The following is a 26,793-nucleotide window of genomic DNA, read 5'->3' on the forward strand; positions in this document are numbered from 1 at the left end:
GCAAGAACGGCCTGCGTGCTGCCCAGGCTCTTCACGACGCGCTGCTCGGCAACCCCTGGACGCCCGCGCTCACACAGTAACCTGAATAGTCACGCAAGACGGTCTTACCCTTCAGAAATAAGCCATCCCACCAACCACTGATTACGCATTACCCTATCCGCATAGTTTTCAGCATCGGGACCTGACCCGTTCCAATCCCTGGCGACCACTCTAGCTCTTTGCGAGGTCCAGCCACTTGGCGTCGAAGTCCGATTCCAGTGCGCATTAATGTCAGCAAGGCGCTTCGCCGCGATGAATATATTTGAAGCTGGATTCTGAAGAGATTTAACGATTGCGTCCGCTTCATTTTTTGAGAGTTTTGATTTATCGTAGCCCAACGTTTCTGCGGCCACACCAATCTGCATTGAAATATTACCAAAAGACGTCGTGAGATCCCTCTTATTCCAGAAAAACCCTAATGCCTCTTTTGCTGTCCGCTTTGCAGTATCGAACCAGTTTGGATCCCCGCCAAGTTCTTCAAATGCTACGCCCGCCAAAATCAATGCAGGAACACCGAAATATGCAGCCGCCCCCTTGATTACATCCCTATATGCATGCACCCATGCCCTCTTGAATGACTGAACGAGTTTTTCTGCCTTTTCGTTGGCGCCGCCGAGTTTGAACTTAATGTATAGCTCGGCAATATCGTCACTCCACACCGGACCCTTTACCCTAGCCCATTGGCGAGCAAATTCGTCAGCAGCCCGATGCATAGCGGAGCGGCCATCATTGGCAGACTTAATCGTTGCAGAGTATCCACAAACGCCCCCATCTCCAATCTTTACACAAACACCTTCGACTACCTCCACATACTGATTGTGATATGCGGCGGTCACTGCCCACATAATTGAAAGTGACTTATTGCTAAGAGTAGGTGTATATTTTGACATAAAATCATTTTGCGCCTCTTTGCTTGCCAACCAGAAGTCGATTACCTGGTTATCCGTCTTCTTGGGCACGAGACGACCATTCGACATATATTTGCCACCCAGCCGCCCAATCTCCTCATCCGAAAAACCCGGACCATTGTAGTAGTCGTAACCCGGCGAAGTAACGTATGCGCTCCACCATTGTGCATGCACGAAGGTCTCGCTACATATGCCGTCGACGCCGCAAATGTATCCCTGAGTTCCATCGTTGATCGGGTTGATCGTTTCGTGGCCGGTGGGGTCGATTCCGGTGAGCGGGGAGGCGTTGGCGTAGGTGTAGCGGTTGGCCTGGGCCGAGGGGTCGGGGGTGAGGGTCCAGTCGTCGCGGGAGGTGAAGGCACCGGTGCCGGGCTGGTACCAGCGGGCGTGCATGTTGACCTTGCCGCTGTCCGGGTCGGTGTACTCGCCCTGATAGCCCAAGGAGCGTTTGGTGCCGGAGGTATGGGTGATCCGGCCGAACGGATCGTAGGCGGTGGAGTCGACCAGGGCGGTGCCGGTGAAGGTGGCGACCACGTCACCGTGCAGATCGTTCATCACCGCCAGTGCGAGACTGCCGCCTTCGTGCATGCTCAGCAACCCGCCGGCGACATCGCGACCGTACTTGGCCTGGATGGCGCCGGAGCCGTCGGCGATGACGCTGATGTCATTGCTGAGACCGGAGTAGGTGAACCGCTGCTGGCTGGTTCCCTTGGTGCGGGAGGTCATCCGGCCCATGGCGTCATAGCCATAAGTGGTCTCGCCGTCGGTGATGAGCCGGTCGAAGGCATCGAAGACCAGATTCTTGGTGACGCCGTCGGTGGTCTCGGTCGCCAGGGTGCCGCGCGGGCTGTAGGTGTAGTCGACTCCTGCGCCGGAGGTCAGCCGGTTGCGCTCGTCATAGACGAAAGTCTGATCGCCGGCCTTGATGCGGTTACCGGAGTCGTCCCAGGCGTAGTCGACGGTCTTGTTGTCGGGGCCGGTCCAGGAGGTCAGGCGTCCGGCGTGGTCGTAACCATAAGTGTTGCTGCCCGTGCCCGCCGTACCGGAGGTGGTCTTGGAGGTGAGGCGGTCGTCCTTGTCCCACCCGTAGACGATCTTCGCGAGCTCGGCGCCGCTGCTGTTCTTCAGCGTGTGGGAGGTGGCGCGGTCGATGGCGTCGTAGGCATAGGTGTGGGTGTTGACCGGATTCGCGGAGGTCTGGCTGGTGAGGCGATTGGCCTTGTCGTAGTCGTACGTCCAGGTGCGGCCGGTGACCGGGTCGGTGGCGGTCTTCAGGCGGCTGGCGTTGTCCCAGGTGAAGTTCGCCGTGCCGGTGGGGTCGACGCGCTGGGTGGGGTTGCCGAGGGCGTCGTAGCTGTAGGTGGCGACCTGGGCGGTGGCCTTGGTCAGCTCGGAGACGGCTGGGCGGTCAGGGCCAGGCGGGGAGTTCGAAGAAGACGGACTTGCCGTACGGCGTGCGGGAGTAGCCCCAGTTGGCGGCGAGGGTCTGGACGAGGGCGAGGCCGCGGCCGGTCTCGGCGACGTCGTCGGGCACGCTCCAGTCGCGGGCCGAGTCGCGCACGAACCGGCGGGCCGAGGCCACGCACTCGGGCCGGCGCGGGATGCGCTTGTCGCCGAGCAGCATGAGGAGGCTCTCGGAGGCGAGGACCCGGGTGACCGTGAGCATGGCGGCCCCTTTCCCTGTCGCGGTTGTCGTCTTGTCCAGCGTGACAAGGTGTGATTACTTTGCGTGCAGAGATCGCTACCAGGTCGAGACCTGAACCACGGCACCCGTTCCTGAACTCCGGCAGGCGAGGACACCATGGCGGATACCAACACACCACAGGCCATCTGGGGGCGGGAGCTCCGGCACTATCGGCAGCAGGAGGGCCTCACCCAGGCGCAGCTCGCCCTGAAGATCCACTTCAGTGAAGGGCTGATCAGCGGAGTCGAGACCGGGCAGATGCCCGCCAGCCCCGAGTTCGCCGCCGCCTGCGACAAGGTTCTGCCCACGGGTGGCGCGCTGGTCCGGCTGCTCGACTGGCGCAAGGGGCAGGTCTTCCCCTTCTGGATGGGCCGCTGGCGCGACCGCGAGCAGGCGGCCGTCGCACTTCGCTCCTATCAACCGCTCGTGATGTCAATCCCCCGAAAACGTGGAGACGGTCCTATGCCACAGCGGCCCTCACCAGGGCCGTTGACGCTTGCCTCTTCTCGATCATCTGACGCTCGAATGTGACCGGAGGCAGCCCGTCGTTGGCGCTGTGCCTCCTCCTGACGTTGTAGAAGTCGGCGATCCAGGTCGCGATCTTCAGCCGGGCCTCGGCCCGGGTGCGGAAGCGGTGCCGGTGTACGAACTCCACCTTCACCGTGCTGTTGAACGACTCGGCGGCGGCGTTGTCGAGCGCGCACCCGACCCGGCCCACCGACTGAACCACGCCATGCTTGCGGCATTCGGCCTGGTAGCGGGCCGCGGTGTACTCCGATCCGCGGTCCGAATGAAAGATCACCCCGTCCACGTTCCCTCCCCGGGTGACCACGGCCATCTGCAGCGAGGCGACCGTCAGCGCGGCATCGTGGTGCTCCGACATAGCGAACCCGAGCAGTCTCCGGGAGAACAGGTCCTCGACCGTGGCCAGATACAGCGGGCCCTCGTCGGTGTCGATCTGCGTGCCGTCGCCGACCCACAGCACGTCCGCGGCGACCGCGGTGAACTTCCGCCCGACCAGGTCGAGTGCGGCCGGCCGCTTGCCCGGCCGGGTCAGCGACCGGCGCTTCTTCGGCGCGCGGCCGGCCAGGCCGAGCTCAGCCATCCACGCGGCCACCGTGTTCTGCGACACCCGCCAGCCCAGCTCGTGCAGATCACGGGTGATGCGGGGCGAGCCATAGGTGCCGCCGGAGGCGGCGAACAGGCGCCCGATCTCGGCATCCAGCCGGGCTCGCCGCTGCTCGCGCCCGGTCGGCGCCGCGCCACCGATACGGTCCTTCCACTTGTAGAACCAGGACGGGGAGACCCCCAGCGCCCGGCAGGAGACGACGTGGCCGATGCCGTACTCGGTCTTCTGGGAGCTGATGGATGAAGGCCGCCACGCTCACCGGCCCATCGCCTCTCGAACCCACAAGACCACCGAGCGCTTGAGGACGTCATCACGCTCGTCTTCCAGCTCGGCGCGCTCCTTGGCCCAGGCCGCCTTCTGTCGTGCGAGCTCCCGCGCCAGCTCGGCCTTCTCCCGCCGTAGCCGGGCCAGCTCCTCCTGCTCGGACTCCTTCAGCGTGCCACCTCCACCGCCGACCTGACCGCTGGCATCCCGGTCCATCTGCACCCAATTGTGCAGCGTGTACTCGTTGATCCCCAGATCCCGGGCGACGTGCGCGACGGGTTTGCCGGTCTCCTTGACGATCCGCACCGCCCCGGCCCGGAACTCCGGATCAAAGCGACGCCGCGTGGTACCTGCCACGATCAAACCTCTCTCGGTTCGATCTCCACGTTACGAGGGGAAGCTCACTCCCGCAGCCCCGCCCACCAGCCGAGCCCCGCTGACCGGCCTGGCCATCGACGGCAAAACCCTGCGCGGCAGCCGCACCACCGACGGCACGGTGCACCTGCTGGCCGCCGGGCGCCACGACACCCAGACTGTCCTGACCCAGCGCCAGATCACCGCCAAGAGCAATGAGATCGGCGCGTTCACGCCCCTGCTGGCCGACCTGGAGCTGTCCCAGGCGGTCATCACCGCCGACGCCCTGCACACCCAGACCGAACACGCCCGGCAGATCCGCGCCGCAGGCGGCCACTACCTGCTCATCGTCAAGGGCAACCAGCCCACCCTGCACCGCCGGCTCAAGGCCCTGCCCTGGCGGGCGGCCATTCTCAACGACCGCACCGACGAGCGCGGACACGGCCGCCGCGAGATCCGCCGCATGAAGATCTGCACCGTCCGGCCCGGTCTGCCCTTCCCCTACGCCGCCCAGGCACTCCAGGTCAAACGCCGCCGCACCGCCCACAAGACCGGCAAGACCACCATCGTCACCGTCTACGCGATCACCAGCCTGCCGCCCGGCCGGGCCACCCACGCCCACCTCGCCGCACTGATTCGCGGCCACTGGTCGATTGAAGCCCTGCACCACATCCGCGACGTCACCTACCACGAGGACGCCTCACGCGTCCGGACCGGCGCCGCCCCACGGGTCATGGCGAGCCTGCGCAACCTCGCCATTGGCCTGGCCCGCCTGATCGGCTGGACCAACATCGCCGCCGCCACCGACCACTACCGCAGCCACCCCGCCGATGGCCTTCAGCTGCTCGGTCTCAACGCGTGAGAACGCTTCGGCCCTGCTTCCGCACCCAATGCCGTTTAGATAGATCATTCGGGTCTGGTGGTGCGGAGGTCGAGCAGGAGCCGGACGGTGGGCGGCCCGGCGTGACGAGTGCCCCTGTCGCTGGGGCGTCGTTCGCGGTAGCTGCTGCGCCGGGTGCGCTTGACGGAGCGGGGGTAGGTCCGGTGGCGGCGTTCAGGATTGCGGTTACGGGGTCGCCCGACCTGGTGGACGGTGCGGGCCCAGAGATCACGTGAGGGTTCAGGGGGAAAAGGCCGCTCGGTCGGTGACCGAGCGGCGCACGATCCGGAGGGTGGCCAGGAACTTGATCCGGTCCGGATCGATCCCGGCCGCGGTGGCTGCGGTGCAGATCAGGGTGGCCAGAGCCCAGTGGGTGAGGAGGTAGGCCCAGATCTCCTGGCGGACCAGGTCCGGGGTCCGCGACCGCAGGACCCTGCCGGGACCGCGCAGGTGGATCTTCAGTTGAGCGAATCCGGTTTCCGCCTCCCAGCGCTCCTGGTAGCAGGCGGCGAGCTGTTCGGCGGTCGCCTCCGCAGGATCGAGGATGGTGGTGATGAGCCGGATGTGCTCGCCCTTGCGGTCGGGCACCGTGTAGTCGACCACCCGGACGATCACCGCAAGGTCCGGATCCGGTTCACGGCCACGGCGGGCATCGTCTCGCAGCCGATCCTTCTGCGATCGGCGCAGCTTGGTGGGCTTGGTGATGACGGCGAGCCAGGACCCGTCGTCCAGGTCTTCCAGCCAGTGCGGGTGCAGGCCGGCCTGGACACGCCAGAGAAGGGCCGCGCCGGTCGAAGCGGCGTATTGCCAGGCGCGGAAGCTGTAGAAGCCGCGGTCGGCGGTCAGCAGCATCTCGGGCGTGAGCCGTCCGTACAACGAGTAGGCGAGGGTCTGCTCACTGTCCCAGCAACCCGAGGTGTCCGCCGCGACGATCGCGTGCGAGGCACACTCGCTGATCGCCACCACTCTGGCCTGCGGATACACCGTCTCGTACCCGCCCGCGCTGTCGTTGGGGAACTCCGCCAGGTTCGCCGCCGTGTCCGGCAGATCGAGGATGAACCCGTCGATCGCCATCAACCGCCACCGCCCCAGCCACGCCCCTGAGGTCGCCTCCGTCGCGGCCGGGCGGGCGACCCGCTCGAACACCTCCCGAACGACCCCGGCCCCCAACCGCTGCCGGGCCTGGGTGACCGCTCCACGCGTCGGCGGCTCCCACCGCACTCCCGGCACCGCCGTGAGCAGGCCGGTCAGCTTCTCCGTGACCTCCTCATAGTCGTCGTCCGCGAACAGACACAACGCCATCAGCAGATAGAGCGTCACATGCGCGGGGAGCTTCCGCACCCGCTCCTCACGGCATCTGTGCAGCTCGATCGCCTCGTTCAAGACCTGCCTCGGCACCAGCGACGTCAACGCCCCCAGCCCCACCAGATCCGTCAGCCGACCCGCCCCAGCACCCTTGATCCACTCCGCCACCCGGCGGACACTACCAGTGCAAACCCCTATCTAAACGGCATTGGCTTCCGCACCAGCATGGAGCCATCCGAATTAAGCAAAATAGTCAGCGGAATTTCGCAGTCACCTAAGATTCAAAATTCTATCAGTAGAGCTCCTTTTTAGATTGACATCGAAAGCATCGACAGGCGCCCTCATTGAGAAATGAGTTGGCCATAAACGCCGACACCCCCTCCCGCCAAGACCTTGTTCAGGGAAAATAGCAGACTATAGGCCGCTCTTATCATGCACACCCCTCCAATCCACGCCATCTCGCTAAAGCAAATTTAACTAGCTCTCAAGATCTACAGATGGCTGAAGTCAAGATTCGGAAGCACCCTTCGCATCCATGCATTCTATCTCACCTCGCGCTTACTGTGCAAACACAGATCATTCAGGCAGAAAAACTAGCCGAGCGATTGCCGCGAACCCCAGCACAAGAGATAAAATCCGCTTGGATGTTGCATTCGCCACAACCATGGAAATCATATTCAAGCTAATAGCGATATAGAAAATAAATCGCGCCACAATTAGGGCGTCACGGTCGACACCCATAGGCTCCCCGGTATTCCAACTGTAATCATATACATTAATAAGGAATCCCGCGAGAGTGACCAGAATGCTCAGCGAAAACAGCACTATCCAGCTTGCCGTGCCCGCCATACGCTCCACCTCCCACCCGAAAGCATCCTTCGGGGCGGGATCACTCCCTCCTTGATTATCCATAATCCCTCCTTGTTATTTTCCGCTAAGAATTCCCGCCACTGTAGGCTTAATATCCATGAAATCCCTTGCGTAACGCTGCGCCTTAGGGGACTTCCAGCCATCTAGCCCTCCATTGTATACCGCCGCAATCCACCTCGCCTCCCCGTCAGGGCCCCGGCGTTGATTCGATATGTCCAACTCCGTCCGGTTGATCAGATGTTGTAGACGGCGAAGGCGGCATTGTGATCGAGGAGGTCGCGGCGGGCGTGGGCGATGTTGGCCCGGCCGGCCAGACGAATGGTGCTGATCGCCAGATTCCGGAAGCAGGCCAGCGCTCTGGGCGCGGCACCGGTCCTGAGCTGGGAATGATCCTCCCTGAACGTTACGTCTCTGACCCAGTTGAGCCGGTTTTCCACTCCCCAGTGCGCCCTTTCGTAGTGGTTGAGGTGTGTCGGTCCGGCCAAGGCGGCAGGCAGGCTGGTGATACCGAACACGATCTCTTTGCTGGTCCACGTGCCGTCCAGATCGCCGACGTCGCGGCGGAGCCGGAAGGCCTGCCGGGCACCGGGAAAGAGCGTGTCATCGGCCGGGGCGGTGCGCAGGGTGCGGCGCTCGCGGCGGCCGTGCCCGCGATCGTCGTCGATCGCGGTGGTTGCCATCCAGTCGCTGTCCGGCCCGGACAGCAGGGCGTGCGCGGCGGCGCGGGCCAGCGGCTGATTGCCCTTGAGGATGAGCACGTAGTGGGCCTCCAACCGCTCGGTGACCAGGCGGGCGGTGGCCTTGGTCGTGTGCAGCGCGTCCATGGTCAGCACCATCCCGGCCACCTGCATCCGGCCCAGCAGCGCACGAGCGGCGCTTGCCTCGCCTTTCTTGTCGGCGACCTGGCACTGGCCCAGGATCACCCCGTGCTCGTGGCTGATCGCCCCGACGAGGAAGACGCGCCCGCCGTCTGCGGTACTGAGCATGAAAGCCGGAGGTTATGCCGGATCGGAGATCACGAGTCCGGTCTCGGCGATGAACCCGTTGAGCAGGTCGGGCCGGTATTGCATGGATTTGAGTCGGCTCCTGATCAGGGTGGTGAGCTGGTCGATGCCGTGAACGGTGAAGTTGAGGAGCTTGGTGCGCAGATTGGACCAGATGCCCTCGGCTGGGTTGAGATCGGGTGCGTATGGCGGGAGCCGGTAGACCAGCAGCCAGTCGTCCTGAGCGGCGATCCATGCGCGCATCGTGGCGCTGACGTGCTCGGGCAGGCTGTCCCATACCAGCGAGATCGGCCCGCCGAGCTGGGCGTGTGCGGCGCTCAGCAGGGCTTGGAAGGCTTTCTCTCCGAAGCCTTTGGGCTCGTGCTTGCGGCGGTGGTAGGTGAGCGTGCGGTAGATCAGCCGCGTACGCTCTCCGGGCTTGACGCAGAGCAGTCCGGCGATCGAGGTGCGCCCGGCTCCGCTGTAGGCGACCGGCAGGACCGGCGTGCGGCCCGCGGGTGCCCAGGTTCGTCCTTTGGGCGGTCTCAGGCTCTGACCGGACTCGTCGGCGAAGACGAGCCAGGAGTCCCAGGCCGCCCGGGTGCTTTTATCGCGGGCCAGGTCCGCTTGATCCAGGTGGCGACCTGGTCCTCGTCGCGCCGGGCGGCCTGGTGCGCCGGGACCTGGAACGACCAGCCCAGCCGCTGGAGCAGGTAGGCCACCCCGCGCGGGGTGTAGCGGATGTGGAACGTCTCGGCGATCAGCATCGCGATCCGCAGGCTGGTCCAGCGCTGGTCGTCCCAGCCGTGCGCGGCCGCGCCCTGCTGCAGCAGTGCCTCCAGGCGGTCGGTCTGCGCGTCGGTGAGCTTGCAGCCGGTGCCGGCGGTGCCTTTGGAGCGCAGGGCGGCCTTGCCGCCTTTCTGCCAGGCCCGATGCCACTCGCAGGCGGATTTGCGGGTCACGCCCAGCAGGTGGGCCACCCGGGGTGGCTGGATCCCTCCGGAGAACATGTCCGCCGCCCGCAGTCGCAGCGCTTGGCGCCGTTCCCGCTCGATGTCGGACAGTCCTCCGCTTCTGTCGGAGTACCTCATACCTCCAGGTTGCCACCTGGGGAAACAGCGAGAACGAGTGCCCTGGGTGCCTCATGACGCCCGGATTTCTCCGTCAGTAGGCGCGCCTCGGCAGGCCTTGCCGTCCAGCGCGGCGCCGGGCAGCAGGCCGTCCGGAGCGGGATGAGCACGGGGGCGCCGGGCCGCGCGGCGCTGCTCGCGTTCGGCGGGTTCGGGGGCCTGGGGGATGTGCGGGGCGGGGGCGAGGCCGCTGACGACGTCGGCCGTATAGGCGGCGATCGCCGCATCCAGGGCATCGGCGTCCAGATCCGCCAGGACCCGGCGGAAGGTCCGCTCGCTGGGGACGAGGTGGCGCCCGGTGAGCGGATCACGGTAGGCGCCCATGCGGCGCAGCGTCCCTTGGGAGGTCCGAGCGGCCCACTGCCGGATCGCGGTCACGCTGTCACCGCCGATCACCAGGGTCGCGCACGCGGTCAGGGTCAAGATGACCGTCAGTCGGTGACGACGGCCGCAGGCCGAGCGCCGGTCCGGCACTGCCGCCAGCCGGTCCATCAGCGCCGATTCCAGCGCGATCGGGTCGGCTGTCAGCTCCGCTTCCCACGATGCCAGGTCGGCGAGCTGGTCAAGAGACGAGCGAGGGCAAGGGCTGGTAGGGGAAGATGTGGACACGAGCGCGACTCCTGTGATGGTCACCGGTCTTCGACACCCGGAAGATCACCAGAAGTCGCGCTCTTTCGCGTTTCACCTGACCAAACACTCAACCTCGCCATACCGCATCAAAACCAAGGAACGCCGGGGCCCTCGTGAGTCATCGAGGTCAACAACGACGAAATACGCTCACACCTCTGGGCCCTTGCGACCTTAATACCATTTCCCATTATCTACAATTATAACCTTCATCGGTCCAGCAATCATCAAGGTCATCGACAACAATCTCCCAAACTGTCTCCATCGAGGATTCATTTCGTATTCTATCTTGAGTTAGCGTCATCCCAACAACTCGACCCTTAACCTTCTTAGCCAAATCGGCATCACATGAATTTCCGCATTTTTTCCATTTATCAACTTCATAAGACCACCCCGAATTAACGAACCCTTGAATAATTTCTTTTTCTGAAATGCTTATATCTATATTTACGCTCAGCCATGCCCCATTGTTTGACGAGTCACACCCATTGAGATTATCAATTGATAAAATACTCTCCTTTTTTGGAAGGGAGCCCTCAATGGATTCACGCAAGAAAGCGCTTTCTTTTGTCGCAATACTTAAGCATGAATTCGTTGAATGGCTTCCTGGGGTCACACATCCACCCAAGGAAGCGATCAACGCCACAGAGACTCCACCCCCAACAGCGTTTCTAAACAAACTACGTACGATCGTCCATTTCGATACCACTTTTATTTATCCCTCCGATATCGAGACCTTCTAGATGAATCCACGCGAGATCACCCTTAAGTCGACCCAACGGACAGGCATCAACCTTCCATTATTTCCGATTCAAAAAATCAGCAACCCACGTTAGTTGTGGCTGATTTTCTATAAGCCTCGAGGATCGACTAACTGATTAGATTAATGGTAATGCCTACATGTCCACCATAGCTCCCAGCGCAGGGTCCCGTCATGCAGGCATAGTCTATCTCTGCTTGCTTCTTGAGCTTTTCCTGCTCAGCCTTGCTGATCTTTTTTGCATCACTACTCTCCTCGACCACCCAGCCATTCTCTACCATAAACTCATGAAGACTTAGCTCGCGGCCCCCATTAATTTGAATAGCCAAGTAGTGGCCCCCATAACTCCCAACACAAGGGCCCGTCATACAATCAGAATCTATTTTCGCCTGATTCTCTATTTTTCGAATCTTTGCAGAGCTAAGATCGACACCCCCCAAAGGATTGCCATCAATAGCTCTCGACGCAAACCCGTTCAGGCCAGGCCTTGGTTCCCTAGGGCATCCTTCAGTAAAGAGCCCTTTAGCGCATAGCACGCCAATCGATACCCCATACATATAGTTCAAGGCATAGTCAAAACCGTTTTTGCTTATAAGGCTAGTTATCTTCTTCTTATTTTTTAGTGCATATTTTCTGGCAAAAGCATTTACCTCCTGGTCTTCGGCACTCTCCTTCGGGCTATTAGCATGATGTTTTTCATGCGCATCACCCACTTCTCTGGCAAATTCTTCGCTAATTAGAACGGTTGTAAATACCTGCCAAAGAAAGTGACGGATGGCGCTCCTCCTCGTATCCTCCGCCCCCTCTTTTGCTTCGACAAAATCGCGGACTCTCCGAGATATCCTTTCCCCCATTAGGCAATATTGAGGGGCCAACACATTATTTTCAAGACAAGTTTGCGCCTCTCTTCGTTCCGATTTAGTCCAAGGAGAACATAGGCCGAATATGCAATCCGGCTCTCCTCCATTGTCATATGTATCCGGCTTTGGAGGATTAGCAACAGAAGCCCCCACCAGCTTGTTCCTAACCTCGTAACTACAACACTCAGGATCATGACCGGACGGATCTGAATTACTCATGGGACTAGCATGAGCGTAGGTATAACGATTAGCACGAACCGCCGGCTCAGGGGCGAGGTTCCAATCGTCGCGGGAGGTGAAGGCACCGGTGCCGGGCTGATACCAGCGGGCGTGCATGTTGACCTTGCCGGTGTCCGGGTCGGTGTACTCGCCCTGATAGCCGAGGGATCGTTTGGTGCCGGAGGTGTGGGTGACCTGGCCGAACGGGTCGTAGGCGGTGGAGTCGGCCAGGGCGGTGCCGGTGAAGGTGGCGACCATGTCGCCGTGCAGATCGTTCATCACCGCCAGGGCGGGGCTGCCGCCTTCGTGCATGCTGAGCAGCCCGCCGGCGACATCGCGGCCGTACCTGGCCTGGATGGCGCCGGAGCCGTCAGCGATGACGCTGATGTCATTGCTCAGGCCGGAGTAGGTGAAGCGCTGCTGGCTGATGCCCTTGGTGCGCGAGGTCATCCGGCCCAGGGCGTCGTAGCCGTAGCTGGTCTCGCCGTCGGTGATGAGCCGGTCGAAGGCGTCGAAGACGAGGTTCTTGGTCGTGCCGCGGGTGGTCTCGGTGGCCAGGGTGCCGCGCGGGCTGTAGGTGTAGTCGACGCCGCCACCCGAGGTCAGGCGGTTGCGCTCGTCGTAGGTGAACGTCTTCTCGCCGGCCTTGGTGCGGTTGCCTGAGTCGTCCCAGGCGTAGTCGACGGTCTTGTTGTCGGGGCCGGTCCAGGAGGTCAGGCGTCCGGCGTGGTCGTAGCCGTAGCTGTTGCTGCCGGCGCCTGCCGTACCGGAGGTGGTCTTGGAGGTGAGGTTGTCGTCCTTGTCCCACCCGTAGACGATCTTCGCCAGCTCTGCGCCGCTGCTGCTGGTCAGCGTCTGGGAGGTGGGCCGGTCGATGGTGTCATAGGTGAAGGATTGGGTGCCCGCCGGGTTGGCGGAGGTCTGGCTGGTGAGGCGGTTGGCGTTGTCGTAGCCGTAGGTGAAGGTGCGGCCGGTGACCGGGTCGGTAGCGGTCTTCAGGCGGCTGCCGTTGTCCCAGGTGAAGTTGGCCGTTCCGGTGGGGTCGACGCGCTGGGTCGGGTTACCCAGGGCGTCGTAGTTGTAGGTGGCGACCTGAGCGGTGGCCTTGGTCAGCTTGGTCAGCAGGCCCCGGTCGTTGTATTCGAGGCCGTAGTCGCCGATCGCGCTCGGCCGTCCCGCCGCGTCGTAGGTGTAGCTGCGCTCGGGAGTCTCGACCGCGGCGCCAGTACCGGTCTCCTTGGTTATCTGGCCGAGGTGGTCGAAGGTCCGGTCGATGCGGACCCCGCCCGGCTGCAGGGTGGAGACGTTGTTGCCGGCCGCGTCGTACACCTGCGTCCAGGTGCGGTCGGCGGTGTCCGGGTGCGCGGCCGTGGAGGGTTCGATGACCGATTCGGCCAGGCCGAGGCTGTTGTAGGTGGTCCAGGTGGCGTGGCCGCGGCCGTCGGTCAGGCGGGTGCGGGCGCCGGTGGCGTCGTAGCCGAACGTGGTGGTGATCGACTCCTCCGCGGAGACCGGCTCGATGAGGGAGGTCATCCGGCCCAGCGCGTCGAACTCCCGCCGGGTGACGTGGCCCTCGGCCGAGGTGGTGCGGGTCGGGTTGCCGGCCGGGTCGTAGCCGAAACCGAAGCTGCGCACGACCGCGCCGGTGCCGTCGAGGTCCTTGGCGCCGATCTTGCGGCCGGCCAGGTCGTATTCGGCCTCGGTGGCGTTGCCGAGGGCGTCGGTGACCTTCAGTTCGCGGCCGAAGGGGTCGTAGGCGAGGGTGGTCGTGTTGTTGTTGGGGTCGGTGACCGCGGTGATCTGCCCGGCGGCGTTGACCGCATACTTGGTGGTCTTGCTGCCCGGCGCGACGCTCTGGGTGAGGTTGCCCGCGGTGTCATAGGTCAGCGTGGTGGTCAGCGCCGCCGTGGTCGGCTTGCGCTCGATCACGGTCCGGGTGATCGTGCGGCCGAGGTCGTCGTAGGTGGCCTCGCTGCGGGCGCCGGTCGGGTCGATCACTGCGAGCTGCTCGCCCAGCAGGTCGAACTCCGCCACCCGCACCCCGCCCGGCCCCGACGGGCCCGGTTCGGTCATTCGGACCGGACGGCCCAGCGCGTCGTACTCGGTCGTGGTCACATACCCGCGCGGGTCGGTGACACTGGTCTGGCGACCGGCCGCGTCGTAACCGATGCTGGTCTTCGGCGTGACCGGCTGGCCGCCCGGCGGCGTGTAGGCCGGGGCGGTGGTCGAGGTCAGCCGGCCCGCCTTGTCGAACGCCGAGGTGATCGTGCGGCCCTCGGCATCGGTCGCATGAGTCTGCAGCCCGGCGGTGTCGTAACCGAAGCGCACCGCAGGCGTGCCGTCGGCGGCCGAACCGTTCTCCTCGATCGTCACCTGCGGAGCCACGGTCTCCACCAGCCGGCCCAGCGCGTCGTAGCGCATCGTGGTGGTGAAGTCCGCGGCCGTGGCGCCGTCGGCGTTGCCACGGGGGTCGGTCTGCTTGACCAGCAGGCCGCGCTCGTCGTAGGTCCAGGTGGACACCAGGTCGGCGTCACCGTTCTCCACGGTCTGCCGGGTCACCTGCCCCAGAGGACTGTAGGCGTACTCGGTGGATTCCACGCGGCTGCTGCCCGCGCCAGTGAGTTCCTTCTTGGTGACGTTGCCGCCCGCGTCATAGGTGAAGGCGGTCTTGCGCTTGAGCGCGGCCGGATCGAACGTGGTGGAGGTCACCCGGTTCGCGGCGTCGTAAGCGTAGTCGGTGGTGGCCTTCCCGCCGCCCGTGACCTGCTTGGTCAGGTTCCCGGCCGCGTCGTAGGTGTTGGCCTCCATCACCACGTCCGCTGCCGTGGTGGAGCCGTTCAGCCGCACGTCATCGGCGATCACCTGCGAGACGCGGTTGTCGGTGAAGTAGGTGTAGGAGGTCTTGCGGCCCATCGCGTCGACCTGGCCGGCCAGGCGACCACCGGGGTCATAGGCGCGAGACTCCAGCACCACGTCCTTGGCGGCCTGCGGCGCGACCGGGCTGCCGGTCCAGTTCTTCAGCGTCGTCGACTGCAGTTCCCCGCGCTTGGTGTAGGCGTAGGTGACGACCGTGCCCATCGGATCCGTCGACGAGGTCCGCGCACCCGTGGCGTCCCAGCTCGTACGGCTCACGCCGCCCTCGGGGTCGGTCACCGTCTCGACCCGGCCGGCCGTGTCGTAGGTGTAGGTGACCTTCCGCTCCGCGTCGCCGCCGGTCAGGTCGGCGACGGTCTCGGTGAGCTTGTTGCCGTCGGCGTCGTAGGTGAAGCGCGTCTGGGCGGTGTGCACCACGTCGGTGATCTCGTTCTTCACCCCGGGCGCGGTGGCGGTCAGCAACCGCCCAAGCCCGTCGTAGGTGAACTGGGTGGTCACCCCGTCCGGATGCGCGGCGGAAATCTCCGTGCGGGAGGTGACCCGGCCCAGCGCGTCATGGGTGAACGTGGTCTTCAGCCCGGACGGGGCGATCTGCTCGGCCAGGTCGCCGGCGGCGGTGTAGCGGTAGGCGGTCTCCTCGCCCCGGGGGTCCTTCTGCGACTCCACCAGCCCGGCGGGGGCCGTTCCCCCGCCGACCGCCGGCTCGGTGCCGTCGGTGTAGACGGTGGTGGCCGACCGGCCGTCGGGGAAGTCGGAGGTGGCCGGGGTGGTCGCCTTGGTCAGCTCGCCGTGCGCGTTGTAGTCGAAGGTGGTGGCGTAGGTGTTGTCGGTGGCGCTGGACGAGCGCGCGTCCCGGCTGACGGTCACCTGGTCGTTGCGCGGGTCGAACTCGTCGTCCTTGTTGAGGTGATACGACCGGTAGGCGGTCTGGCAGTTGTTCGCCGCCCGGCAGGTCTTCACCGCCGTCACGTTGCCGCGCGCGTCATTCACCTGTTCGGTGACATTGCCATTGCGATCGGTGACCTTCGTCAGGAAGCCACCGGTGTCGTAGTCGTATTTGACGGTCTTACCGAGCTGATCGATCTCCGATACCAGCCGGTACCCGCGCTGGGCGTCGTACACGTACTTCAACGTGTTGTTCTTCGGATCGGTGACCGTGGCCGTCACCTTCTCGGTCGCCCAGTCGTATTGCGGCTGAGCAATCTTCCAGGTTCCGCCGTGCTGATCGGTGTGGGTGACGACGCGCTCACTCGCCGGGTCGTAGGTGGTGGTCATCCACACCCGGCCCGACGGAAGCGTGATCTTCGTCATTTTGTTGGGCGTGGCCGTGCGCGCCACATAGTGCAGGCTCACCTCACCCGCGGTGAGCGGCTTACCGTAGACGGCGATCTCGTCGACCGAACCGTTGAAGGGGAACTCCTGCTGGCCGGTCCCGCTGGGCAGTCCGGGAGCCGACCCCCGGGTGATCATGCCGTTGCCCACGACGGTGTACGGGCGAGCCGTGTCGGCCTGCTGCGTCAGTGTCCCGATCTGCTGCCCGTCCAGGTACAGGGTCTGCTTGTCTCCGGCGACGGTCAGCACCACGTGATGCCACTTGGAGTCGTTGACTGCGGCCGACGAGGCCATATAGGAGCCGGAACCCTTGAACGAGCCGTACAACCTGCCGTTGGTCCCGACGTACAGCAGCGGGGATTCCGGCCTGGGATCCTTGCCCGCGGACACCAGCACTCCGGGGGCGTAGGCCCTGAACCACAACTCCACCGATGTCTGGTCCCCCGACCGGGCCAGCGCGTTCTCAGGCAGGCCGATCGACCCGCCTGGCTCCATCTCACCATCCAGGCCCACGGCGGTGTCCGGCGTTCCGGCCAGCGCCCCGGTTTCGCCGTAAGACACCATGCCGCCGTACATGGCCTCGCCCGCCGGGCCGAAGCCGTTCGCCAACCAGGCGCCGTCGGTCTCGTTCAGCCGCCAGTAGCCGTATGGCTCGGTGTCCTCGACGAGGCTGCGATACTGCGATCCGCTTCCATAGGCGTAGCGGGTGCAGTTCGGGGCCGCGATCGGTGCGCATGCCGCCGTCAGCCGGTCACCCTCGTAGTGATAGGTCCAGGTGACCGGAGCACCGTCCATCGGGTCGCTGGACACGCTCGCCACGTGTGCGCCGTTCCAGGTGAACGTCAGCGACCGGCCTCCCTCCGCGGTGACTTTCTCCAGCTTGCCGTCCGCGCCATAGGTCAGCTCCTGCACACGGCCGCGCCCATCAGTGATCTTCGTCACCCGGCCCTGGGCGTCGAACAGGTACGAAACAGCGGACTTGTCCATCAACCGCCAGCCGTCCGCTGTTTCAGCCAAGGTGGCGTACATGCCCGACGGCGGCTGGTAGCTACCGTCACCGTTGGCCGCGAACCGCACCCTCCGCCCATCGGGGAAGGTGACCAGCGCGGTCACCAGTTCCCCCCGGACTTCCCGTACCAGCTCCATGTCCCAGCGGGTCGACCATCCTGCGCCGAATACGCCGTCGGTGCGCGGGTCCATGCTGTTGTAGGAGCGCACCACCGAGAGCGGCGGCCCGGCCGCACTGACCGACAGGTCCGTGGCGGTAGTGGTGTAGTTGCCCGCCATCTGATGGAACTCTTGGCCGTTCACGCCCCGGGTGGCCAGCTGCGAGCCGATCACCGGCTGGCGCACCCCGGTGGTGAAGGAGGTCTTCGGCGAGACGACCTTCGATCCGCTCGGCACCTCGGTGGCGACGACCCTCCACCAGTACTGCTTGCTCCACTGGAGTTTCCCTCCCGGGACCTTCCAGAAGTCGACGTTTTCGGCCAGCGTGCCCGAGGCGGTGCAGTCCTCGGTCATCGTCTCGTTGCTGCAGATGGTGAACGCGTACTTGAACCTGTACGGCTCTTCCAGGCTTTCCGCGTAGGCCCGCAGCGTCGGCGTCCGCGACTCCACCAGCTCTTCGTCCGCCGGATCGATGTTCTGCGCGCCCAGCGGCTGAAAGGCCTGCGCCTTGGTCGACGCCGTCGGCGCCGACGTCAGCGAGACCGGCTGACCACCATGGGGGGTCGCCCATGCGGCCTTGACCCTGGAAGTGTCGGCGAAGCGCTCCTCGATCGGCAGCGCCCCCTCACGTTGCCGGGGGTCCTGCTTGACGTCTGCGACCTTCACCGATGTCGTCGTCGCCGCGGTGTCGACCAACGACGCGAGCCCGTTCGCCGAACCGGTCAGCTGATCAGGCGTGTCCGGCGGCGCCGATGCCTGCGGGGCCGATTGCGCGGCAGCGGTCGCCGGCAACGCGGGAAGAGTGACCAGACTTGGCAGCATCACCGCTGTCAGCGCCACTGCCGTCCATGCCCTGCGGCCAGCCGAACGCGACCACGACGGACTCCGGCGCATATGCCGTCACCCTCCGAACCAGCCAACGCGGCGGCCGACGCCACCGCGTCACCCCATCCCGCAGGCCCCTCCAGTCACGGGTGGGATCGGCGTTTCGGAGTGATCAACACAGCAAACCATCAGAAGGTACACATAGATCCGCTTTGTCCTCAAGATCACATAAGTTACAGATAAAGAACAGAGAGTGACCAAAATCCGAAAGATCACCTTTCCTGTTTCCCTCAGGTCGTAGACGGCGGCCGCGGGAAGGCGACCGCGGTCCCGGCACGGTCGGCCGACGAGGATCCGCCGCAACGATCCACGTCAAGAGTGATTCCACGACCACTCCGGCGATGATCGGCCAACGGAACGGCGTCGACGCGATCGCGGGGGAGACCTGAACGGCGATCTCGTCGCCGGCGGAGCCGATGTCACGGACCGCAGTCACCAGGCGACCGGCCAGGGTGCCGCGCCGGGTTCGTCGGCCCCCTCCCCTATCTTCTTGACCGCGATGCGCCGTGATCATCTGTCCGCGCGCGTCGCACAGGACGACCGCGGCGCGTACGCCGCGGCCCACCCCCATTCACGGAGGATTCGTGAGACTTCGACGTCTCCTGGCGGGAGCCATCGCGCTCGCCGCCGTCTCGGCGGTCCTGACCGCCGCACCCGCGTCCGTCTCGGCCGCCGCCGTACCGGCTCCGGTGATCGACCCGGCCGTCGGCGCCGCGGTGCGGGCGGGTGAGCAGGTCCGCGTCGTCGTCGGTGTCAGGGACGGTCTGCCCGTCGCTCGGTGGCCGCCGACGCCGAGGCGATCTCGGCGGCGACCGGCGTCCTGGGCTCGTCGGACAGGCGGGGCTTCTTCGTCATGGAGATCGACGGCCCGGCCCTGGCCGAGCTCGGGAAGGACCCGCGGATCGCGTCCGTCCGCGCGGACCGGCCCAGCGCTCCGGCCGCCCTGGGCTCCGGCACCCGGGTGATCGGCGCCGACCGGGCGCACGCGGCCGGGGTGACCGGCCGGGGCCAGAACGTCGTCATCCTGGACACCGGCATCGACCGCGACCACCCGGCCTTCGCCGGCCGCATCGTCGCCGAGGCCTGCTTCTCCCGTGCCAGCAGGGACGAAACGACCGTCCGCTCCCTCTGCCCCTCCGGTGAGGACCGGCAGACCGGTCCCGGCTCCGCCGACGCCGAGACGGCGCTGTGCATGGACGGCAAGAAGAACCTGTGCGCCCATGGCTCGCTGGTGGCCGGGATCGCGGCGGGGAAGAAGAGCGCGGCCGGGAACGCCGACGGCGTCGCCCCCGGCGCCGGGATCATCGCGATCCAGATCTACACCCGCGTCGACAGCGAGGAGCACTGCGGCAAGGGCAAGGCCCCCTGCGTGCTGTCCTGGGGGACCGACCACATCTTCGCCATGGACTACGTGATCGAGCTGGCCAAGACCCACAGGATCGCGGCGGTCAACCTGAGCATGTACCGGTACGGCACCACCCCCAACGCGTACCACGTGTACGACGAGAACGAGCCGTGCGACGTCGAGCCCGTCTCGGACGAGATCGGCGAGCTGTCCAAGCTGGGCATCCCCACCGTCGCCGCGGCCGGCAACGGCGGCGAGGAGGGCAGGATCGCCGTTCCCGCCTGCGTCCGGAAGGCCGTCTCGGTGGGCGCCACCGACGACTCCGACGCCGTCGCGCCCTTCTCCAACCGGAGCGCGTTCCTCGACCTCCTCGCCCCCGGCTCCGGCATCACCTCCTCCGCTCCCGACCGCACCCAGGAGACCGCCAGCGGCACCTCGCTCGCCGCCGCGCACGTGGCGGGCGCCTTCGCGCTGCTCAAGGAGCGCGCGCCGGAGGCGGACGGCGCCGACCTGCTGAAGAAGCTGCAGGACACCGGCAAGCGGATCACCTACCGGAGCAGGGGTGAGGACGCGTCCACTCCCCGGATCGACCTCGCCCGGGCCCTCGGGCTCCCGGCCGTGACGCCGTCCCCGACCGCCACGCCGGCTCCCGCCGGCACGCCCACGGCGACGCCCGCCCCGTCCCCCGCCCCGACGCACACGCCGCCGGGTGGCGGCGGTGACCTCGGCCCGGTCCCCGTCCCGGACGTGTGCGAGCGCGGCAAGGGCGCCAGGGCGCTGAGCGCGGCCGGCTGGGCCAGGGAGCTGCACAAGAGGACCGGCACCCTGCCGGACCGGATCCTGGTCTGCTACCTGGGCATCGTCCAGAACGGCAGCAAGGTCTTCCCCGAGGCCGGGGACGCCGGGTCGCCCGGCAGGGCGTACAAGATCCTCATGGGCAGGAGCGGCAAGGCACTGCTCGATCGCGAACTGCTCGCCGCCTGGCTGAACCACGCCCACGGCGTCTACGACGGCTCCACCAAGGTCCACGGCAGGACCACGTTCAGGAGCGCCGTGGCGGCCGCCGAGAAGCACCGCCTCACCCCGAAGGCGGCCTCCGCCCGGGTCCTCAAGGCCGCCGCGTACCTGAACACGTACGTCAACCGGGCCGGGTAGGCGCCGCGCGCAGCGGAAACCGGGAGAGGCGCCCCTCTTCCGCGTCCGGGCCGGTCACGCCGCGCGTGGCCGGCCCTTCGCGCGCCCGGACGATGATCACGAGACCTTAAATCCACCTTATGACCGGCTTATAACCGCAGCCGAGGTGTTGACCGCGGAGGAACCCGGACCCTAACCTCCACTAACTAATAGGAAACTTTCCTATGAATTACGGGGGCCTAGCACTCTCTGACCTGGAGCGACCCTTGCGACGAATCACCCTCGGCTCTCTGATCGCGGCCACCGCGCTGTTAGTCCCGCTGGGGCTCGGCGCGGCGGAGGCCGCGACCCCTGCCACCGCCACCTACGCGACCGACTCCGACTGGGGCTCCGGCTTCCAGGGCAAGGTCACCGTGAAGGCCGGCAGCACCCCCCTCACGAGCTGGAAGGTCGAGTTCGACGTTCCGTCCGGCACCTCCATCTCGTCCGCGTGGGACGCCGAGATGGCCAAGAGCGGCAACCACTACACCTTCACCAACAAGTCCTGGAACGGCTCCGTCGCGGCCGGGGCCTCGCTGAGCTTCGGCTTCGTCGGCGCGCCCGGCGGCCTGAAGAGCCTGAGCAACTGCAAGCTCAACGGCGCCTCCTGCAGTGGCACCGGCAACCCCGACCCGACGCCGACGCCGACGGTGACGCCGACGGCGACGCCCACCCCGACGCCCACTCCGACGGTGACGCCCACCGCGACCCCGACCCCGACCGTCGACCCCGACCCCTCGGGCAAGAAGGTCGTCGGCTACTTCACGAACTGGGGCGTCTACGGCCGCAACTTCCACGTGAAGAACCTGGTCACCAACGGCTCGGCGGCCAAGCTGACCCACATCCTGTACGCGTTCGGCAACACCACCGGCGGCAAGTGCACCATCGGCGACTCCTACGCCGACTACGACAAGGCCTACACCGCCGACCAGAGCGTCGACGGCGTCGCCGACACCTGGGACCAGCCGCTGCGCGGCAACTTCAACCAGCTCCGCAAGCTGAAGAAGGCCTACCCGAACATCAAGGTCATCTGGTCCTTCGGCGGCTGGACCTGGTCCGGCGGCTTCACCCAGGCCGCGGCCAACCCGGCCGCGTTCGCCCAGTCCTGCCACGACCTCGTCGAGGACCCGCGCTGGGCCGACGTGTTCGACGGCATCGACATCGACTGGGAGTACCCCAACGCCTGCGGTCTGAGCTGCGACACCAGCGGCCCGAACGCCTTCAAGAACCTGATCTCCGCGCTGCGCGCCAAGTTCGGCTCCAGCGCCCTGATCACCGCGGCGATCACCGCCGACGGCACCGACGGCGGCAAGATCGACGCCGCCGACTACGCCGGCGCGATCTCGAACCTCAACTGGCTCATGCCGATGACCTACGACTACATGGGCGCCTGGGACGCGAAGGGCCCGACCGCTCCGCACTCGGCCCTGACCTCCTACACCGGGATCCCGAAGGCCGGCTTCTACTCCGACGCCGCCATCCAGAAGCTGAAGGCCAAGGGCGTCCCGGCGAGCAAGCTGCTGCTGGGCATCGGCTTCTACGGCCGCGGCTGGACCGGCGTGACCCAGGCCGCCCCGGGCGGCACCGCCACCGGCCCCGCCCCCGGCACCTACGAGCAGGGCATCGAGGACTACAAGGTCCTCAAGACCAAGTGCCCCGCCACCGGCACCATCGCCGGTACGGCCTACGCCTTCTGCAACGGCCAGTGGTGGAGCTACGACACCCCGGCCACCATCACCGGCAAGATGGACTACGCCAAGAAGCAGGGCCTCGGCGGCGCCTTCTTCTGGGAGACCAGCGGTGACACGGCCAACGGTGAGCTGATCACCGCGATGGCCAACGGACTCAAGTAATATTTCGGCCACTCGGCCCTCCGTGTGCGATACGCCGCGGGGGGCCGAGCCATGTCCGGAGCTGAACGTCTCCTGGGAAGATCCACTCGACGGGGGTGAGGGGCTTCACCGAGCGGGATCGGCTATCTAGACTCCGAATCGCCCGTTTCATCCCCCGGAGGACGCGTGCGACTTCGAGCCCTCGTGGCCATGGCGATCGTGCTCACCATCATCCCGGCCGCGCCGGCGCTCGCCGAGGACCCGCCCGCGACGCCCCCGGCCGCGGCCGAGAGCCCCGCCGTACCGCCCCCGGACGCGGCGGAGATCCCCGGCGCCGGGGATCCGCCCCCGGCCACCGCGCCTCCGGCGGAGGGCACGCCGCCGGAACCGAAGCTCGAGGACGGCCTCCTCTCGGACGAGGACGGGGCCCGGGTCATCGTCGAGGTGACCGCCCCGGCCGAGGCCGCCCCGGTGGCGGGCGAGGCGCAGAACCTGCCGGACGCCGAGGTCGTCCTCCAGCCGCCGGACACCTCCTTCATCGTGGTCGAGGCCACCGGCGAGTCCCTGGCCGCGCTGGCCGAGGACCCCCGCGTGGTCTCGGTACGGCGGGACCGCACCTACTCGACCACCGCCCTCTCCACCGGCGCCCTCTCCAGCACCACCCTGGCCCCCGCCCTGCAGGGGATCGGTGCGGACCGGGCCCACGCCGCGGGGATCCGCGGCGAGGGCCGGACGATCGCGATCATCGACACCGGCGTCGACGCCGACCACCCCGCCCTGGAGAACAAGGTCGTGGCGCAGGCCTGCTTCTCCGCGACGGACGGCGGCGCCCGGTCCCTCTGTCCCAACCAGCGGAGCTCCCAGGAGGGCCCCGGGTCCGCCGACGCGGAGACCCCCGCGTGCGTCCACGACGACGTCAACCTGTGCGACCACGGCACCCACGTCGCGGGAATCGCCCACGCCGTCGCCCCCGGCGCGGACATCGCGGCGATCCAGGTGTTCAGCCGGGACGACGACTGCGGCGGGGACGGCGGCGGGGTGGTCTGCCTGACCGCGTACGAGTCCTCGCTGCTGCTCGCCCTCGACCACGTGGCCGCGCTGAAGGACTCCACACCCGGCCTGGTCGCGGTCAACCTCAGCCTCGGCGGCGGCCTCTTCGACGGCGCCTGCGACGACGTCCCCGAACTCCGGGCGATGCGGGAGAAGGTCGACGCCCTGCGCGCCAAGGGCGTCGCGGTGGTCGCCGCCGCCGGGAACGAGTCCTTCCCGGGCGCCGGAGCCCCCGGCTGCTTCTCCGGCGCGGTGACCGTGGGCGCGACCGGCGGCGACGACCGGATCCCCGAGTGGTCGAACCACGGCCCCGTACTCGACCTGTTCGCCCCCGGCGTCGAGATCGACTCGGCGGTGCCCGGCGGCGGCACCCAGGTCTACAGCGGGACCTCCATGTCCACCCCGCACGTCGCCGGCGCGTTCGCCCTGATGGACGAGAAGTCCCCCGGAGAGACCCCGGACGCGCTCCTCGGCAAGCTCGGGGCCGCGGGCCGGCCGATCGTCTACGGCGGGGCGACCACCCCCCGGCTCGACGTGGGCGTCGCGATCCTCGGCGGCGACCCCCAGCCCGCCGTCACCCAGGAGCCCGCCCCCGGAGACGGCTCCGGCGACGACCCCGGCGACCCGAGCCCCGACCCCAGCTCCGGCCCGGAGCCGACCCCCGGCCCCGGCGACACCCCGCCCCCCGCCGACCCGGCCCCCGTACCGCTGCCGACCGTCACCGTCACCGTCACCGTGACCGCCACTCCCCCGGCCGCCGCCCCGGCCGTCTGCACCCGGGGCGGCGCGAAGAGGACCCTGACCGCCGCCCAGTGGGCCGTGGAGGTCACCCGGGGCAAGGGCGTGCTCCCCGACGAGACCCTGAACTGCTACCTGCGACTGGTCGCCAAGGCCAGCGCGGTCTTCCCCGAGGTGACGCGCGCCTCCACCCTGGGCACCGCCTACCGGGTGCTCAAGCCCGCCGCCGAGCCCACCTCCAAAGCCACCTCCAGAACCGCCGCCTCCAAGGCCGCGGCCAGGAAGGCCGCGCTGGACGGCGAACTGCTGGCCGCCTGGCTGAACTGGGCGAACGGCGCGGTCAACTTCACCGCGAAGATCGGCGAGACGTCCACGGTCCGGGCCGCCCTCGTCTCCGCCGAGAAGAACCGCTTGAAGGGCACGTCCCTGTCCGGATCCGCCACGACCATACGAAAGTATGTGAACGCCCGCCGTACCGCATGAGTCCCGGCTCCGTCGCTTAGGGTGAAAACCATGGACGCGACCAAGGTGATCACCGAGACCGTCGACCGGATCCGCCAGCGGCGCAGCGCCCCGCTGGTGCTCGAGCTCGACCTCACCGAGGGCCTGACCGACAGGCCGCCGGCCGATCCGCTGAGCGCGATCATGTCCATGCGCAGGGCGCGCCTGTCGGACGTGCTGTCCGGGCTGAAGCGCGCCCGGCAGGACAGCCGCGTCAAGGGACTGATCGTCAAGATCGGCACCAACCCGCTGGGCCTGGCGATGGTGCAGGAGCTGCGCCAGGCGGTGGTCCGGTTCCGGGCCGCGGGCAAGCTGACGGTGGTGTTCGCCGAGACGTTCGGCGAGTTCGGCGCGGGCACCGTCCCCTACTACCTGGCCAGCGCCTTCGAGCGGGTCTACCTCCAGCCCTCGGGCGACGTCGGGCTGACCGGGATCTCGCTGGAGCAGCGCTTCGTCAAGGGCACGCTCGGCAAGCTCGGCGTCGAGTACGAGCTGGGCCAGCGCCACGAGTACAAGACCGCGGCCAACATGTTCACCCGGGACCACATGACCGAGCCGCACCGCGAGTCGGTGGCCCGGCTGGCGGCCTCCGTCACCGAGCAGGTCGTCGCGGGCATCGCCGACGGGCGCGGGCTCGACCCGGCCAAGGTCCGCGAGCTGATCGACCAGGGACCGTTCATCGGCTCCGAGGCGGTCGACGCCGGGCTGGTGGACCGGCTCGCCTACCGCGACGAGGTCTACGCCGAGACGAAGAAGACCGCCGGCGAGGACGCTCTCCTGCTCTACGTCTCCCGCTACCACAGGAACAGCCTGGCCAGGAAGCTCCCGCACCCCGGCGAGCAGGTCGTGGCGCTGGTCCAGGGCAGCGGCCCGGTCAAGCTCGGCCGGAGCGGGCGCAGCCCGCTGGGCGGCGGCGGCGCGATGGGCTCCGACACGATCTGCGCCGCCCTGCGCGCGGCCCGCCGCGACGACCATGTGAAGGCGGTCGTCTTCCGGGTGGACAGCCCCGGCGGTTCCTACGTCGCCTCCGACGCCATCTGGCGCGAGGTCGTGCTCACCCGCGAGGCGGGCAAGCCGGTGATCGTCTCGATGGGCGACCTGGCGGCCTCCGGCGGCTACTTCGTCTCGATGGCCGCCGACGTGATCATCGCGCAGCCGGGCACGCTCACCGGATCCATCGGCGTGTTCGGCGGCAAGCCCGTCATCGGCGAGCTGCTGGACAGGATCGGCGTGACCTCCGAGACGGTGAGCGAGGGCGCCAACGCGGCGATGTTCTCCCCCTCGCACGGCTTCTCCGAGGCCCAGTGGGCGCGGGTCGACGCCTGGCTCGACCGGATCTACGACGACTTCGTGGGCAAGGCGGCCCAGGGCCGCGGCCTGACCCGCGAGCGCGCCCACGAGCTGGCCAGGGGCCGGGTCTGGACCGGCTCCGACGCCCGCGACGGCGGGCTGGTCGACGAGCTCGGCGGGCTGGAGGACGCCCTGGCCCTGGCCCGCAAGCGTGCCGGTCTGCCCGCCGACGCGCCGGTGCGGACCTATCCCAAGCTGCACCCGCTGGAGCGGCTGCGCCCGCCGGAGTCGAGCGAGGACCGGGCCGCCGCGCTGGCCAGGGTCCGGCTGGAGGCGTGGGGCCCGCTCGCCGGCCTCGCCGCCGAGCTGGGTCTGCCGTCGTACGGCCCGCTCGTCCTGCCCGGGACCTGGACGATCCGCTAGCACGACCGGCGACTTCCTCTGCGGCGTCGTCACGGAGCTCGAACCGCCGGACGGATGAGGGAGCCGGGCGCCCCCAAATCCCACGGGGGGAGGACGAGAGTGGTAGAAGAGCTTGGGGTTACGAGGGGAGGGGGTGGGGGTTCAGACAAAACGGCGGCGGGCGGCACGACT

Annotated in this window: 17 protein-coding genes; 6 read left to right on the forward strand and 11 right to left on the reverse strand. The window is 66.8% G+C overall.

From position 1 onward, the window contains the following. Window positions 1-104: 104 nt before the first annotated feature. Together FHS22_RS38440 and FHS22_RS38445 are read right to left on the reverse strand one after the other, a co-directional pair. Window positions 105-2,336 carry an RHS repeat domain-containing protein gene (locus FHS22_RS38440; protein WP_476704284.1) on the reverse strand — a complete coding sequence of 744 codons (2,232 nt, stop codon included), beginning with the start codon at window positions 2,334-2,336 and terminating at the stop codon, window positions 105-107. Between the two features lie 19 nt (window positions 2,337-2,355). After that, window positions 2,356-2,613, reverse strand: a complete 258-nt coding sequence (locus FHS22_RS38445; protein WP_260408335.1) for an ATP-binding protein — start codon at window positions 2,611-2,613, stop codon at window positions 2,356-2,358. A gap of 135 nt (window positions 2,614-2,748) precedes the next feature. Between FHS22_RS38445 and FHS22_RS27075 the strand changes: the two genes are divergently transcribed. After that, window positions 2,749-3,162 carry a helix-turn-helix domain-containing protein gene (locus tag FHS22_RS27075; protein ID WP_184946133.1) on the forward strand — a complete coding sequence of 138 codons (414 nt, stop codon included), beginning with the start codon at window positions 2,749-2,751 and terminating at the stop codon, window positions 3,160-3,162. On the opposite strand, the gene FHS22_RS27080 is transcribed toward FHS22_RS27075, so the two are convergent. Together FHS22_RS27080 and FHS22_RS27085 are read right to left on the reverse strand one after the other, a co-directional pair. After that, entirely contained in the window at window positions 3,092-3,997 is a 906-nt protein-coding gene (locus tag FHS22_RS27080) for an IS3 family transposase (protein ID WP_184946356.1), read from the reverse strand. The two genes, FHS22_RS27075 and FHS22_RS27080, sit on opposite strands and share 71 nt — an antisense overlap. 18 nt (window positions 3,998-4,015) lie before the next feature. Continuing rightward, window positions 4,016-4,381: a transposase gene (locus FHS22_RS27085; RefSeq protein WP_184946135.1), complete on the reverse strand. Its 366-nt coding sequence runs from the start codon at window positions 4,379-4,381 to the stop codon at window positions 4,016-4,018. Between FHS22_RS27085 and FHS22_RS27090 the strand changes: the two genes are divergently transcribed. Continuing rightward, on the forward strand, window positions 4,368-5,240 hold the full coding sequence (locus FHS22_RS27090; RefSeq protein ID WP_184946136.1) for an ISAs1 family transposase: 873 nt from the start codon (window positions 4,368-4,370) through the stop codon (window positions 5,238-5,240). The two genes, FHS22_RS27085 and FHS22_RS27090, sit on opposite strands and share 14 nt — an antisense overlap. A 258-nt stretch (window positions 5,241-5,498) precedes the next feature. Here the strand turns inward: FHS22_RS27090 and FHS22_RS27095 are convergent, their stop codons facing one another. The 7 genes from FHS22_RS27095 to FHS22_RS27130 all read right to left on the reverse strand — a co-directional run bounded on the left by FHS22_RS27095 (window position 5,499) and on the right by FHS22_RS27130 (window position 18,225). Beyond that, window positions 5,499-6,731 carry an IS4 family transposase gene (locus FHS22_RS27095; RefSeq protein WP_221474168.1) on the reverse strand — a complete coding sequence of 411 codons (1,233 nt, stop codon included), beginning with the start codon at window positions 6,729-6,731 and terminating at the stop codon, window positions 5,499-5,501. Window positions 6,732-7,139: 408 nt separating this feature from the next. Then, window positions 7,140-7,475, reverse strand: coding sequence for a hypothetical protein (locus FHS22_RS27100; protein ID WP_184946138.1), 336 nt, complete (start codon window positions 7,473-7,475; stop codon window positions 7,140-7,142). 191 nt (window positions 7,476-7,666) lie between these two features. Next, window positions 7,667-8,419 (reverse strand): ISAs1 family transposase, encoded by a 753-nt coding sequence (locus FHS22_RS27105; RefSeq protein ID WP_184946139.1) that lies wholly within the window; start codon window positions 8,417-8,419, stop codon window positions 7,667-7,669. Window positions 8,420-8,431: 12 nt separating this feature from the next. Next, a protein-coding gene (locus tag FHS22_RS39655; RefSeq protein ID WP_420830021.1) for an IS630 family transposase occupies window positions 8,432-9,507 on the reverse strand; the annotation gives its coding sequence in 2 pieces (ribosomal slippage) (window positions 8,432-8,964 and window positions 8,964-9,507; 1,077 coding nt in all). A 51-nt stretch (window positions 9,508-9,558) separates the two neighbouring features. Then, entirely contained in the window at window positions 9,559-10,155 is a 597-nt protein-coding gene (locus FHS22_RS27120) for a transposase family protein (protein ID WP_184946143.1), read from the reverse strand. A gap of 208 nt (window positions 10,156-10,363) precedes the next feature. Then, the gene (locus FHS22_RS27125) at window positions 10,364-10,819 is read right to left on the reverse strand and encodes a hypothetical protein (protein WP_184946145.1); all 456 of its coding nucleotides are present in this window, start codon (window positions 10,817-10,819) and stop codon (window positions 10,364-10,366) included. 224 nt (window positions 10,820-11,043) lie between these two features. Continuing rightward, a complete protein-coding gene (locus FHS22_RS27130) occupies window positions 11,044-18,225 on the reverse strand; it encodes an RHS repeat-associated core domain-containing protein (protein ID WP_184946147.1) in 7,182 nt (2,393 codons plus the stop codon). A gap of 823 nt (window positions 18,226-19,048) precedes the next feature. On the opposite strand from FHS22_RS27130, the gene FHS22_RS27135 reads away from it, so the two are divergent. The 4 genes from FHS22_RS27135 to sppA all read left to right on the forward strand — a co-directional run bounded on the left by FHS22_RS27135 (window position 19,049) and on the right by sppA (window position 26,622). Then, entirely contained in the window at window positions 19,049-20,770 is a 1,722-nt protein-coding gene (locus tag FHS22_RS27135; protein ID WP_184946149.1) for a S8 family peptidase, read from the forward strand. 245 nt (window positions 20,771-21,015) lie between these two features. Next, window positions 21,016-22,641: a glycosyl hydrolase family 18 protein gene (locus tag FHS22_RS27140; protein WP_260408338.1), complete on the forward strand. Its 1,626-nt coding sequence runs from the start codon at window positions 21,016-21,018 to the stop codon at window positions 22,639-22,641. A 165-nt stretch (window positions 22,642-22,806) separates the two neighbouring features. Further along, on the forward strand, window positions 22,807-24,891 hold the full coding sequence (locus tag FHS22_RS27145; protein ID WP_184946151.1) for a S8 family peptidase: 2,085 nt from the start codon (window positions 22,807-22,809) through the stop codon (window positions 24,889-24,891). Window positions 24,892-24,921: 30 nt separating this feature from the next. Beyond that, window positions 24,922-26,622 (forward strand): signal peptide peptidase SppA, encoded by a 1,701-nt coding sequence (gene sppA, locus FHS22_RS27150; protein WP_184946153.1) that lies wholly within the window; start codon window positions 24,922-24,924, stop codon window positions 26,620-26,622. Window positions 26,623-26,793: the final 171 nt, after the last annotated feature.

Source organism: Thiemannella venezuelensis (assembly GCF_014203605.1).
GTDB lineage: Bacteria > Actinomycetota > Actinomycetes > Streptosporangiales > Streptosporangiaceae > Planomonospora_A > Planomonospora_A venezuelensis.

Excerpts from the sequence above, each read along its gene's own strand:
- FHS22_RS38445 (WP_260408335.1), bottom strand. The coding sequence starts at position 2,613 with ATGCTCACGGTCACCCGGGTCCTCGCCTCCGAGAGCCTCCTCATGCTG.
- FHS22_RS27075 (WP_184946133.1), top strand. The coding sequence starts at position 2,749 with ATGGCGGATACCAACACACCACAGGCCATCTGGGGGCGGGAGCTCCGG.
- FHS22_RS27100 (WP_184946138.1), bottom strand. The coding sequence starts at position 7,475 with ATGGATAATCAAGGAGGGAGTGATCCCGCCCCGAAGGATGCTTTCGGG.
- FHS22_RS27105 (WP_184946139.1), bottom strand. The coding sequence starts at position 8,419 with ATGCTCAGTACCGCAGACGGCGGGCGCGTCTTCCTCGTCGGGGCGATC.
- sppA (WP_184946153.1), top strand. The coding sequence starts at position 24,922 with ATGGACGCGACCAAGGTGATCACCGAGACCGTCGACCGGATCCGCCAG.